14 protein-coding genes are annotated in these 11,109 nt (G+C 74.6%); 11 read left to right on the top strand and 3 right to left on the bottom strand.

The window, feature by feature from the left end; all coding sequences use genetic code 11:
• Nucleotides 1-25: 25 nt before the first annotated feature.
• The 6 genes from ABD54_RS12940 (at nucleotide 26) to ABD54_RS26705 (ending at nucleotide 5,595) form a co-directional block, all read left to right on the top strand.
• A complete protein-coding gene (locus ABD54_RS12940; RefSeq protein WP_047869716.1) occupies nucleotides 26-985 on the top strand; it encodes a transglutaminase domain-containing protein in 960 nt (319 codons plus the stop codon).
• The gene (locus ABD54_RS12935) at nucleotides 982-1,683 is read left to right on the top strand and encodes an HAD-IA family hydrolase (RefSeq protein WP_082166796.1); all 702 of its coding nucleotides are present in this window, start codon (nucleotides 982-984) and stop codon (nucleotides 1,681-1,683) included. Before ABD54_RS12940 ends, ABD54_RS12935 begins: the two co-directional genes overlap by 4 nt.
• 3 nt (nucleotides 1,684-1,686) lie before the next feature.
• Nucleotides 1,687-2,649 (top strand): ROK family protein, encoded by a 963-nt coding sequence (locus ABD54_RS12930; RefSeq protein ID WP_047869715.1) that lies wholly within the window; start codon nucleotides 1,687-1,689, stop codon nucleotides 2,647-2,649.
• Nucleotides 2,646-4,154, top strand: a complete 1,509-nt coding sequence (locus ABD54_RS12925; protein WP_047869714.1) for an aldehyde dehydrogenase family protein — start codon at nucleotides 2,646-2,648, stop codon at nucleotides 4,152-4,154. Before ABD54_RS12930 ends, ABD54_RS12925 begins: the two co-directional genes overlap by 4 nt.
• A 70-nt stretch (nucleotides 4,155-4,224) precedes the next feature.
• Nucleotides 4,225-4,623: a VOC family protein gene (locus ABD54_RS12920; RefSeq protein WP_047869733.1), complete on the top strand. Its 399-nt coding sequence runs from the start codon at nucleotides 4,225-4,227 to the stop codon at nucleotides 4,621-4,623.
• A gap of 18 nt (nucleotides 4,624-4,641) precedes the next feature.
• Nucleotides 4,642-5,595, top strand: a complete 954-nt coding sequence (locus tag ABD54_RS26705) for a cyclopropane-fatty-acyl-phospholipid synthase family protein (protein ID WP_053063582.1) — start codon at nucleotides 4,642-4,644, stop codon at nucleotides 5,593-5,595.
• Between the two features lie 6 nt (nucleotides 5,596-5,601).
• Here the strand turns inward: ABD54_RS26705 and ABD54_RS12910 are convergent, their stop codons facing one another.
• The gene (locus ABD54_RS12910; RefSeq protein ID WP_047869713.1) at nucleotides 5,602-5,925 is read right to left on the bottom strand and encodes a TfoX/Sxy family protein; all 324 of its coding nucleotides are present in this window, start codon (nucleotides 5,923-5,925) and stop codon (nucleotides 5,602-5,604) included.
• A gap of 170 nt (nucleotides 5,926-6,095) precedes the next feature.
• Between ABD54_RS12910 and ABD54_RS12905 the strand changes: the two genes are divergently transcribed.
• Nucleotides 6,096-6,899, top strand: a complete 804-nt coding sequence (locus ABD54_RS12905; protein WP_152692039.1) for a shikimate dehydrogenase — start codon at nucleotides 6,096-6,098, stop codon at nucleotides 6,897-6,899.
• A 10-nt stretch (nucleotides 6,900-6,909) separates the two neighbouring features.
• On the top strand, nucleotides 6,910-7,371 hold the full coding sequence (locus tag ABD54_RS12900; RefSeq protein ID WP_047869712.1) for a type II 3-dehydroquinate dehydratase: 462 nt from the start codon (nucleotides 6,910-6,912) through the stop codon (nucleotides 7,369-7,371).
• Between the two features lie 126 nt (nucleotides 7,372-7,497).
• Here ABD54_RS12900 and ABD54_RS12895 read toward each other — a convergent pair whose 3' ends face one another.
• The gene (locus ABD54_RS12895) at nucleotides 7,498-7,806 is read right to left on the bottom strand and encodes a GNAT family N-acetyltransferase (RefSeq protein WP_047869711.1); all 309 of its coding nucleotides are present in this window, start codon (nucleotides 7,804-7,806) and stop codon (nucleotides 7,498-7,500) included.
• A 129-nt stretch (nucleotides 7,807-7,935) separates the two neighbouring features.
• Nucleotides 7,936-8,592 carry a hydrolase gene (locus tag ABD54_RS12890; RefSeq protein WP_047869710.1) on the bottom strand — a complete coding sequence of 219 codons (657 nt, stop codon included), beginning with the start codon at nucleotides 8,590-8,592 and terminating at the stop codon, nucleotides 7,936-7,938.
• Between the two features lie 513 nt (nucleotides 8,593-9,105).
• Between ABD54_RS12890 and ABD54_RS12885 the strand changes: the two genes are divergently transcribed.
• The 3 genes from ABD54_RS12885 to ABD54_RS12875 all read left to right on the top strand — a co-directional run.
• On the top strand, nucleotides 9,106-10,047 hold the full coding sequence (locus tag ABD54_RS12885; protein WP_047869709.1) for a DUF5996 family protein: 942 nt from the start codon (nucleotides 9,106-9,108) through the stop codon (nucleotides 10,045-10,047).
• 146 nt (nucleotides 10,048-10,193) lie between these two features.
• On the top strand, nucleotides 10,194-10,661 hold the full coding sequence (locus ABD54_RS12880; protein ID WP_047869708.1) for a MarR family winged helix-turn-helix transcriptional regulator: 468 nt from the start codon (nucleotides 10,194-10,196) through the stop codon (nucleotides 10,659-10,661).
• Between the two features lie 177 nt (nucleotides 10,662-10,838).
• Nucleotides 10,839-11,109: LLM class flavin-dependent oxidoreductase (locus ABD54_RS12875; protein WP_047869707.1), on the top strand; the 271-nt coding region annotated here is incomplete at its 3' end.

Here is an 11,109-nt window from a genome sequence, read left to right as displayed (position 1 = left end):
ACCACGTCACCGAGGAGGTGTTCCCGTGCCATCCGCACCGGGCACGCGCGCGGCCTCGCCGGGACCGTACGCCGCGGACGCGGTGGGGCCCGTGGTCGAACGCCTGCGACGGGTGCCCGACACCGCGCGGCGCTTCGCCCAGGACGCGACCGTGGCACGCCGCTGGCACCGTCTCGACGCGGACCTGTTGGCCGCCCTGCTCGACGCCGGACTGCCGGCGGTGGGCCGGGGGGAGGCACGCCGTTTCGACCCCTACGACCTCAGCAACGCCGCGCTGTGGCTCGGCAGGCCGTCGATCCAGAGGCGTGCGGTGAAGTCCTGGGGCGCGTCCCTGCGGCACAACGCCGTGGCGCTGCGCGGCCCGGGGGCCGACGACGCGCCGGCCCGCTACCGCGTGGAGGTCGGCGCGACCTGTCCGCTGCCCGACCACCCGGGGCCCTGCCGTTTCACCGTCCTGGGCCCGCGGGGGCGGCACGAACGGCTGCGGACCCCCCACGACCGCGGGGCGCTCGACCGCTGGGTCCTCCCCATGCCGACCCGGGGCCCGCGTCTGCCGGGGCCGGTACGGGAGATCACCGCGCGGATCGCCGACGTCGAGTTCCTGATGCTGCCCGAGGCGGTGCGCTGGGACCCGGCCTTCCTGGACCGTGCGCGCGTCTCCGACTGCGGGGGCACCGCGGCGTGGCTGGTCGCCGAGGCCGCCCGCCGGGGTCTGGAGGCCCGGTTCTCGTTCGGCGTCATCGTCGCCCGCCCCTACTCCTCGCCGCACTGCTGGGCCGAGTTCCGAGTCGACGGGCGCTGGTGGCCGGTCGACCCGCTGCTGGTGCGTCTGTTGCAGGGCTGGGGCGGGGTCGACCCCGCCGCGTGGGACGAGGACGACAGCCCGGCGCCGCTGTTCCGGCGGCTCGCCGACGACAACACCATCGTGGTCTCCCACCGTGGCGTGTGGGCGTCCACCTCACTGAACACGGAGCGTCTGACATGACCACCCTCCCCGACGGCGCGACCCCCGCCGTCGAACCCCGCCTGGCCGACCGACCGGACCCGGTCGTGGTGTTCGACCTGGACGGCGTGCTCGTCGACAGTTTCGCGGTGATGCGCAAGGCGTTCGCCCACGCCTACCACGAGGTGATGGGGGCCGGTGAGCCCCCGTTCGAGGAGTACCGCACCCACCTGGGCCGCTATTTCCCCGACATCATGCGCAGCATGGGGTTGCCGCTCACGCTGGAGGAGCCCTTCGTGCGGGCCAGCAACGAGCTGGCGCACCAGGTCCGGGTCTTCCCCGGAGTCGTGGACATGCTGACCGGTCTGCGCGCCGGGGGCGTTGACCTGTGCGTGGCCACCGGCAAGTCCGGTGTGCGGGCGCGGTCCCTGCTGGACACGGTGGGCCTGTCCGGGTTCTTCGGCGCGGTCGTCGGCAGCGACGAGGTGCCCAGGCCCAAACCCGCGGCGGACATCGTCGTCGAGGCCCTGGCACGGGTCGGCGGTCGCCGTGAGGCCGCGGTGATGGTCGGCGACGCGGTCGCCGACCTGCGCAGCGCTCGCGCCGCGGGCGTGGTGCCCATCGCCGCCACCTGGGGTGAGGGCGACCCCGCCGACCTGGCCGCCGAGGAACCGGTGTGGACCCTGGACGACCCCGGTGACCTGCTGTCCTTGGCCGGTCTGCCGGTCGGGGGGAAGTGACCCGTGGCCTGCCTGGGGATGGACGTCGGGGGGTCGGGGGCCCGGCTGAGGCTGGTGCCCGGCCCCCGTGACGGCGGTGGACCGCCGCGGGCCCCCGTCGAGGAGAGGCTGGTGTGGTCGCCCGGTGCCGGCGTCGAGGAGGACCTCGCCCTCCTGGGCGCGGCCGTCGAGCGCGTCACGGGGGGCGACCCCGGGCGGGTCGAGGCCCTGGGGGTCTCCCGGCCCGCCTCCGTCGACGCCGAGGGGACCGTCACCGCGTGGCCGAACCGGCCCGCGTGGGTCGGGTGCTCCCTGCCCCGCGCGCTGGCCCGGCTCTGCCCGGGGGCGCCCGCGACGCACGAGGACGACGGGAACGCCGCCGCGCGCGCTGAGGCCGCCGCCTCCGGGGCTGACCACCTGGTGTACCTGGGTCTGGGCACCGGCCTGGCCGGCGGTCTGGTGGCCGACGGGCGGGTCGTCGGAGGGGCGCACGGCGGCGCGGGCGAGGTCGGGCACCTGTCCGTCGCCGGCCCGGCGTCGCAACCGCCCTGTCCGTGCGGGAGGACGGGTTGCCTCCAGGCGACGGTGTCGGGGCCGGCCGTGGCCCGGCGCGTGGTGCGGCGCACCCGGGGCCGGCACACCCTCGCCGACCTGCCCGGGGCCGTGCGCGCGGCGGTGCCGTGGGCGCTCCGGGAACGGGACACCGTGGCCGTGGCGCTGGCCGGGGCCGTGGAGGTGCTCGTGGAGCTGGTCGCCCCGGAACAGGTGCGCATCGGCGGAGGGCTCCTCACGAGCCTTCCCGGCCTGTGCGAACGGGTCGCCGACCGGTTGGAGCCGCGTGCCGGGAGGACGCGCCCGACGGTGGCCCCCGCCCTGCACGGCGGGGACTCCTCGCTGGCGGGGGCGGTGCTCCTCGCCCACGGCCTGGCCGCGCGGGGCGTCCCCGCGCGGACCGACGACCCCTCGGCCCCGAAGGAGGCGGCATGACCACGGCGGAGTCCGGGACCCGGGCCCCACGAATGCGCTGGACCCGGCCCGGGGACGGCGCGGGCCCGACCTACCGCACCTACGAACCGGCCACCGGACGCCATCTCGCGGATGTGCCCGCGGGCACCGCGGCTGACGTGGACGTCGCGGTCGCCCGGGCCCGCACGGCCTTCGACGAGGGGCCCTGGCCGACGCTGCCCGCCGCCGAGCGGGCCGCGGTGCTGCGCCGGGCGGCGGCCCTGATCGGCGAGCGGGCCGAGGACCTCGCCCGGCTGGAGGTGCTGGACAACGGGGCGACGCTGCGCAAGGCGCGCGCCGTCGACGTCCCCGGCGCCCACGACTGTCTGATCCGGTCCGCCTGGGAGGCCGAGCGGTTCCCCGACCGGCTCGCCGGGCCGGAGGGCGCCGAGATGGTCTGGGACCCCGTCGGCGTGGTCGGCACCATCGTCCCGTGGAACTTCCCCCTCTCCCTTGGGGCCCTGCGGATCGCCCCGGCCCTGGCCGCGGGGAACACCTGCGTGGTCAAGCCCGCCTCGTTCGCGTCACTGGCCGTGCTGGAGCTGGCCGCGGCCCTGCGCGAGGCGGGCGTGCCGCCCGGGGTCCTGGAGGTGGTGACCGGCCCCGGGGGCGAGGTCGGGGGACGGTTGGCCGGGCACCCCGACGTGGACCTGGTCGTGTTCACCGGGTCGGACGGGGTCGGCCAGGACGTGGCCGGCGCGGCCGCGGCCGCCGGTACGGCCGCCCGGTTGAACCTGGGGGGCAAGTCGCCGCAGGTGGTCCTGGACGACGCCGACCTCGCGGCCGCCGTCGACGGCGTGGTGTGGGGGGCATTCCTGCACAACGGACAGATCTGCATGGCCGGCTCGCGCGCCGTGGTGCACCGCGACGTCCACGACGCGTTCGTGCGGCTCCTCGTGGCCCGTGTCCGGACGCTGTCCCTGGGCGACCCGCTCGACCCCGACACCGACATCGGCCCCCTGGTCTCGCGCCAGCACGCCCGTACCGTGCGCGGCTACGTGCGCACCGCCCTGCGCGAGGGGGCCGTCCTGGCCTGCGGCGGGGGGAGCCCGGGCCCCGGCGAGCTGGACGAGGGGCTGGACGCCCGCGCCTACGTGCGTCCCACGGTCCTGACCGGCGTCGGGGTCGACGACACCGTCGCGCAGGAGGAGGTGTTCGGGCCGGTGCTGTCGGTGCTGCGCGTGGACGGCGAGGAGGAGGCGGTGGCCGTCGCCAACGGCACCCGCCACCGCCTGGCCGCGGGGGTGTGGTCGCGCGACCCGGTGCGCGCGCGCTCGGTCGCGGGGAGGATCCGCGCCGAGCAGGTGTGGATCAACGAGTATCCGATGGTCGGGACCGCCGATCCCGGATCGGCCCCCGCGCCCGGGGGCCGGGACCTATGGTGGTACCGGCTGTCCGGCGAGATCGACCGGTACCGGCAGGGCCGGTGGATCCGGACGGCGTCCGACGGTCCGGCCCCGTCCTACGACGTCCTGTGGCGGGGCTGACGGTCACGGCCGAGCGGTCGGCCGTGCACGCGAAGTGACCGTCCCGACCGACCCGAAGGAGGAGACCAGCATGTCGTCTGCCCGCATCACCGGCTTCGGCCTCGTCGTCGAGGACCTGCCCCGCTCCCTCGCGTTCTACCGCGAACTGGGCGTGGACGTCCCCGAAGTCGACGCCGGGACGCCGCACGCGGAGGCCCGGCTCGCGAACGGGGTGAAGCTGCTCTGGGACACCGTGGACGTGGTCCGCGGCTTCGTGCCCGACTGGAAGGCGCCCGAGGGCGGGCACCGGATCGCCCTGACCGTGGAGCTGGACTCCCCGGCCGAGGTCGACGCCGAGTACGAGCGCATCGGCTCGCTCGGCTACGTGTGCCACACACCGCCGTGGGACGCGGTCTGGGGTCAGCGTTACGCCCTGGTGCTCGACCCCGACGGCAACCTCGTCGAGTTGTTCGCGCCCCTGGGCGGGTGAGTCGCGGTGCGGGAGTTGATGCGGCTGCACGCCGCCCGCAAGTTCCTCGCCGTCCTGGAGGCCGCGGACGCGGTCGGGCTTCTCGATCGGCTCTCCGCACCGACCGGCGCCGCCGCCCTGGCGGCGGCCACCGACACACGCCCCGAGCTTGTGGAGAGGCTGTTGCGCGTGCTCGGGTGGCACGAGGTCGCCATCCGGGACGCGCACGGCCGGTGGTCCGAGGGGCCGGGGATGACGGTGTTCCTCGGCACCCCCGGCGGGGCCGACGACGCGCGCGGGCTGCTGCGGATCGAACGCTGGGCAGCCGGGGACCACCTCGACGCCGCGGGCCTGGTCGCCGCGTTGCGCGGCCGGGAGTGCGGCACCGCGGTTCCGGAGGACGTGGTCGGCGAACTCGGCGCCGCGATGGCCGTGGGCGCCCGTTCGGCCGCCCCGCACGTGGCACGCCTGCCGGAGCTGCGCGGGGTGCGCCACCTGGCCGACGTCGGCGGCGGGAGCGCCGGGTACAGCGTGGCGCTGTGCCGGTTGCGCGCCGGGATGCGCGCCACCGTCTACGACCGTGCGCCCATGCTCGAACACGCGGCGGCGGCCGTCGGCCGGGCCGGACTCGACGGGCGCGTCGGGCTGGTGCCGTGGGACATGACGGCGCACGCGCTGCCCGCGGGTCACGACGGCGCGCTGCTTTCCCACGTCCTGCACCTGCTTCCCCGGGCGGGGCGGCGGGACCTGCTCGACCGCGTACGCGCGGCGGTGGAACCAGGCGCCGTCCTGGTGGTGCACGACTTCCTGTACGACGACCCCGAACCGCTCGGTCAGCTCGCCGGAAGCGCCGTCGACTGGATCGCCGCCGGCTCGGACTTCGTCCTGACGTCCGGGGAGCTGGTGGAGGAGCTGGCCGCGAGCGGCTTCCACGGGGCGCGCACCGTCACCCCGCCCGCGCTGTCGAGCGGCCTGGTGGTGGCGCGTGCCTGAGAACGGTCAGCGACGTCGTCGGCGCGGGGGCGGCAGCACCTCGGCCGCGCCGGAGACCGCCCGGCGCACGAGCGCGTCGTCGGCGCGCAGCAGCGCGTCGGGGACCACGTGGTGGTCCCGGGCTCCGTCGTAGGGCGGAGCCAGGCGGTCGGTGCCCAGCACCTCGTCCGTGGCCGTGTTGCGCTTGAGGAAGAGGGTGTCGTGGCAGACGACCCCGACGAAGACACCGTCGCAGTAGAGCCCGTACTCGCCGAACATCGCCCGCGTGTGCACGTCGAGCGGGCGCAACTGCTCGACGATCCACCGGATCGTCTCGGGTGTGGAAGCCATCTGCGGAGGCTAGCAGGCACCCCCGGTGCCCGTGGAGAGGAGCACGCCGTGACCCCGACGAGAACCGAGAGGCCGTCCCCGCCCTGTCCGCCGCCCGTGCGGGGGCCGCGTTCCCCCCGGTGGCCGGCGGACGGCCGGCGCGCCGCGACGCCGTGCGGGCGGGTCGCCGCGTGAGCGTCGCGATCTCCGGACGCACCCGCGTCCTCGCCGTCCTCGGCGACCCCGTCGAGCAGGCCGGTTCGCCGGCGTTGATGAACGCCGCCTTCGGACGCTGGGGCGTCGACGCGGTCCTGGTGCCCCTGCACGTCCCGGCCGCCGACCTGCCCACCGTCCTGGAGGGCCTGCGCCGGGCGGCGAACGTCGACGGCCTGTGCGTGACCGTCCCGCACAAGCCCGCCGCGCTGCGGCTGGTGGGCACCGCGACCGGACGCGCCGTCCGCGCCGACGGCGTCAACGTGATCCGTCGGGGGCGTGACGGGGGCTGGCACGGCGACGCGCTCGACGGCGTCGGCATGCTCGACGGGCTGCGGGAGCAGGGCGCGGCCCCCGAGGGGCTCCGCGCGTGGATGGTCGGCGCAGGCGGGGTCGGCCGCGCCCTCGCCGCGGCGCTGCTCGACGCGGGGGTCGCGAGCCTGGAGGTGTACGACGCCGACCCGAGCGCGGTCGCGGAGCTGCTGGAGAGGCTCGGCCCCCTCGGGGGGGACCGCGTCACCGCGGCGGGGCGGCGTCCCGGCACCGGGGTGGACTTGGCCGTCAACGCCAGCCCCCTGGGCACGCGCGCCGACGATCCGCCGCCTTTCGACCCGGGGACGTTGCGCGCCGGGGCCGCCGTCGTCGACGTGGCTCTCGGCCCCGGGACCACCCCCCTGGTGGCCGGGGCTCGCGCGCACGGACACCCGGCCGTGTGCGGTCGCACGATGCTCGCACGGCAGATCGACCACTACCGCGCGTTCTTCTTCCCCGAGCAGGTATGAGGTGAGTCGGATGGACGAGATCCTGCTGGTCAACGGACCCAACCTGGGGCGTCTGGGCCGACGGCGCCCCGACCTGTACGGCACGGACACCCTCGACGACGTCGCCGAGGCCGTCACCGAGGAGGTCGCGCCGCGCGGGTGGCGCGTGCGCGCCGTCCAGAGCAACAGCGAGGGCGAGCTGATCGACGCGATCGAGGACGCCTACGGGACGGTGGGGGCGGTGGTGAACCCGGGCGCGCTCATGATGGCCGGGTGGAGCCTGCGCGACGCGCTCGACGACTACCCCTCGCCCTGGATCGAGGTGCACCTGTCCAACGTCTGGGCACGTGAGCCCTTCCGGCACGAGTCGGTGCTCTCCCCACTGGCCTCCGGGGTGATCGTCGGCCTCGGTCCCCGCGGCTACCGGCTGGCGGCACGGGCCCTGGTCGACATGGTGCCCCGGCGGGGCGCGCGGGAGGACCGGACCGGCTGACGCGGGCGTCCGGGCGCGGGGAACGGCGAGGCGGTCCGGACCGCCTCGCCGTTCCCCGTCCGGGTCCTCGCGGTCCTCGGTCCGGGAACCAGTACCCGTCGCCCCGGCTCCCGACGGGGCGACCGTTCAGTCGCTGTCCCCGCTCCGGGACCGGTACAGCAGGTCCCGGTAGTCGGGATGACGGGCGATCCAGCCCGCGAAGAAGGGGCAGGTCGCCAGCACGCGCAGGTTCGCGGACCGCGCCTCGTCGAGGGCGGTGCGCACCAGCGCGGACCCCACGCCCCTCCCCTCGTACTCCGGCGCGACCCCGGTGTGCACGAACGCGACGAGTTCCGGCGTGCGGATGTACTCCGCGGTGCCCGCGACCCCGGGTTCTCCGTCGACGCGGGCCTCATAGCGCTTGGCTCGGGGGACGTCGCCCACCTGGACCGCCACGGGTCCTCCCCTCCTGTCGGTGTGTCAGCCTGTTCACGCCGTCGAGCGGCGGTGTCCTCGTCGGCGACGGGACCGGTCGTTGACGGGCCGTGCCCGCCGCGGACCGGCCCCCGTCGCCCGGTCGTGTCCTCAGGCGCCGTTCGCGGCGCGGCCGGCCAGCATCTGGGTCTCCCAGGCGAAGGCGATGCCGGTGGCGCCGCCGTGCCGCGTCAGGACCTCGACCATGCCCTCCATAGTCTCCTCGCGGGCCCAGTCGCGCTGCCACTCGCCCGCCACGGCCAGCCAGGTGACCGGCGCCACTCCGGCCTGGACCATGCGCCGCACGGCCATGTCGTGGGACTCCGCCGAGACGCCGCCCGACGCGTCCGTGACGGCGAAGACCTCGAAGCCCTCGCCCGCCGCCTGGATCGCCGGCATGGCCAGGCAGATCTCCGTCCACAGACCGGCCATGACCACCTTCTTCCGGCCGGTCTCCTCGACGGCGTCGACGACTCGCTGGTCCTGCCAGGTGTTGATGAACGTGCGGTCGATCGGCCTCTGCTCCGGGAACACGTCCCGCAGCTCCTGGATGAGGTAGCCGCCGCGCTCCTCCAGCACGGTCGTCAGGATGGTCGGAACGCCGAACGCCTTGGCGGCCTTGGCGAGACCGACGGTGTTGTTGACGACCGTGGACGGCTCGTGGCTGTTCAGGTTGGCGAACTGGAACGGCTGGTGGTCGATGAGGACGAGGACGCTCTCCTCCGGCGTCAGCAGTGCCTGGAGTCCGTTCTTGGCCTTGGTGCTCACAGGGGGTTCCTCTCAGGGGTTTCGCGCTCTGGGGGCTCGGCCGGGACACCGCCGTTCACCGTTCGGGCGGCACGGGCGCGCGCCCGTGCCGCCCGAACCGGCCGACGCGGCTGCGCGGACCGGCGCGACCTCTCCGCACGGGAGACGGCCCTGCGCTTCGGTGACGGAACGCCTCCGCCGAGTTAGGTGATGCATCACCAAAATTAGCATCATTTGGTGACGCGTCAACAAAATCGGATCCCGCCCCCTCCGCCGCACCCGAGCGCGAATCGCCCACAGGCAAGTTGACTTGTCACCTACCGCTCGGATGATGTATCAACGACCAGCGGGGGTCTCGCGCCCACAGACGGGCGGAGCACCGCCCGCCCGGAGGCCGTCGGCCGCCGTGTGGTCGCGGCGGGGCCGACAGGACCGCGGCCCGCCTCGCTCCGGGAGGGGCCCGGGGGCCAGGACAGCCGTCCGCGGCACTCGGCCGCCCCCGCCCCTTGGCGCACGGAAGGAAGTGAGTGAGCGATGACCAGCCCGTCAGCGACGAACTGGCCGAGCCTGCGGGTCTCGGACTGGACCCCCACCCGCGACACCCTGCACATGTGGACCCAGATCGTGGGCAAGATCCGCATGGCCCACGCACCGCTGATCAACCACTGGTGGCAGGTGACCCTCTACGTCAGCCCGCGCGGGTTGACGACCTCGGCCGTCCCCTACCGCACGGGGGCCTTCGAGATCGAGTTCGACTTCGTCGGCCACCAGCTCCGGATCCGCAGCAGCGACGGCGGCGAGCGGAGCTTCCCGCTGCGACCGATGCCGGTCGCCGAGTTCTACTCCCGGATCATGGACATGCTCGGCCAGCTCGGGATCGAGGCGCCGATCCGGCCGAGCCCCAACGAGGTCGAGCCCGCGATCCCCTTCGCCGAGGACCACGAGCACGCCTCCTACGACGGGGAGGCGGCCGCCCTGTTCTGGCGTCAGCTCCTCCAGGCGAACCGGGTGATCGGCGAGTTCCGGTCGCACTTCGTCGGCAAGGTCAGTCCGGTGCACTTCTTCTGGGGGGCGATGGACCTGGCCTGCACCCGCTTCTCCGGACGGACGGCCCCGCCCCACCCGGGCGGAGCGCCCAACTGCGGGGACTGGGTCATGGTCGAGGGCTACTCCCGGGAACTGTCCAGTTGCGGGTTCTGGCCCGGCGGCGGCGAGGAGGGCGCCTTCTACTCCTACGCCTACCCCGCACCCGAGGGGTTCGCCGACCAGCCGGTAAGCCCCGAGGGCGCGTACTACAGCACCGAGTTCCAGCAGTTCCTGCTGCCCTACGAGGCCGCCCGCACCGCGCCCGACCCCGACCGCGCGGTGGCCGAGTTCCTCCGCACCACCTACGAGGCCGCCGCGAACCTCGGGGACTGGGACCGCTCCGCGCTGGAGGACGACCCCCTGAGGTGGCAGGGCACGCCCGCGTCCTGAGGGACGGCGGGACGGACCGGGCCGGGGCGGCGGCCCCCGTCGACGGGCCCTCCGCGCTTCCGGAGGGCCCGGCCCGGCGCAGGGCCGCGTCCCGGCCGCGTCGTCCCAAGTGGATGAGGTGTCAACTTCTTCGTTACACTGCGCCCATGAACGAGACGCCGCGCTGGCTGGAGGCGGATGAGAAGGCCGCCTGGCACAGCTTCATCCGCATGCAGGAGACGCTCATCGGGCGGCTGTCCCGTCTCCTCCAGGCCGACTCCGGAATGTCCGCCTCCGACTACCTCGTGCTCGTCAACCTCACCGCGACGGGCGAGGGGAGAATGCGGCTCCTGGAGCTGGCCAAACTGGTGAACTGGGAGAAGAGCCGGATGTCCCACCAGGTCCGGCGGATGGCCAAGCGCGGGCTCGTGACCAGGGAGGAATGCCCCGACGACGCCCGCGGAGCGTTCATCGTCGCCACACCGGCGGGCTACGAGGCGATCGAGGAAGCCGCGCCACTGCACGTCGAGCACGTCCGCCGCCTGTTCGTCGACGCCCTGACCCCCAACCAGCTCAGGACGTTCGCCCGGCTCACCCAGCGCGTCTCGGACCACATGGCGAAGCATCCGGACTGAGCGGACGGCGCCGGCCCCCGGGGAACACCGCACTGATTCGGTTGGTGGATCAACGCCCTCTTGCACTACTATGGTTGATACATCAACAAAAGACGACGACACCGCGACGGGGTCGGCCGAGCCCGGCACCGCGTCCGCCACGGCAGTCGGCGCAGCGACCGCAGGGAGACGGGTGCGATGCAGTTCGGGATCTTCACCGTCGGCGACGTGACCACCGACCCCACCACCGGCCGCACGCCGACCGAGGCCGAGCGCGTCAAGGCGATGGTGACCATCGCGCTCAAGGCCGAGGAGGTCGGCCTGGACGTCTTCGCCACCGGCGAGCACCACAACCCGCCGTTCGTGGCCTCCTCACCGACCACGATGCTCGGCTACATCGCGGCCAGGACCGACCGGCTCGTCCTGTCCACCTCCACCACGCTTATCACCACCAACGACCCGGTCAAGA

Origin of the sequence: Nocardiopsis sp. RV163, assembly GCF_001029525.1 — a bacterium.
Taxonomy (GTDB): Bacteria; Actinomycetota; Actinomycetes; order Streptosporangiales; family Streptosporangiaceae; genus Nocardiopsis; species Nocardiopsis dassonvillei.
Note: the sequence above shows the minus strand (reverse complement) of the source record. Positions and strands in the feature narration are given on the sequence as shown.

Excerpts from the sequence above, each read along its gene's own strand:
- ABD54_RS12920 (WP_047869733.1), top strand. The coding sequence starts at position 4,225 with ATGTCGTCTGCCCGCATCACCGGCTTCGGCCTCGTCGTCGAGGACCTG.
- ABD54_RS12880 (WP_047869708.1), top strand. The coding sequence starts at position 10,194 with ATGAACGAGACGCCGCGCTGGCTGGAGGCGGATGAGAAGGCCGCCTGG.
- ABD54_RS12900 (WP_047869712.1), top strand. The coding sequence starts at position 6,910 with ATGGACGAGATCCTGCTGGTCAACGGACCCAACCTGGGGCGTCTGGGC.
- ABD54_RS12935 (WP_082166796.1), top strand. The coding sequence starts at position 982 with ATGACCACCCTCCCCGACGGCGCGACCCCCGCCGTCGAACCCCGCCTG.
- ABD54_RS12925 (WP_047869714.1), top strand. The coding sequence starts at position 2,646 with ATGACCACGGCGGAGTCCGGGACCCGGGCCCCACGAATGCGCTGGACC.
- ABD54_RS12910 (WP_047869713.1), bottom strand. The coding sequence starts at position 5,925 with ATGGCTTCCACACCCGAGACGATCCGGTGGATCGTCGAGCAGTTGCGC.
- ABD54_RS26705 (WP_053063582.1), top strand. The coding sequence starts at position 4,642 with ATGCGGCTGCACGCCGCCCGCAAGTTCCTCGCCGTCCTGGAGGCCGCG.
- ABD54_RS12885 (WP_047869709.1), top strand. The coding sequence starts at position 9,106 with ATGACCAGCCCGTCAGCGACGAACTGGCCGAGCCTGCGGGTCTCGGAC.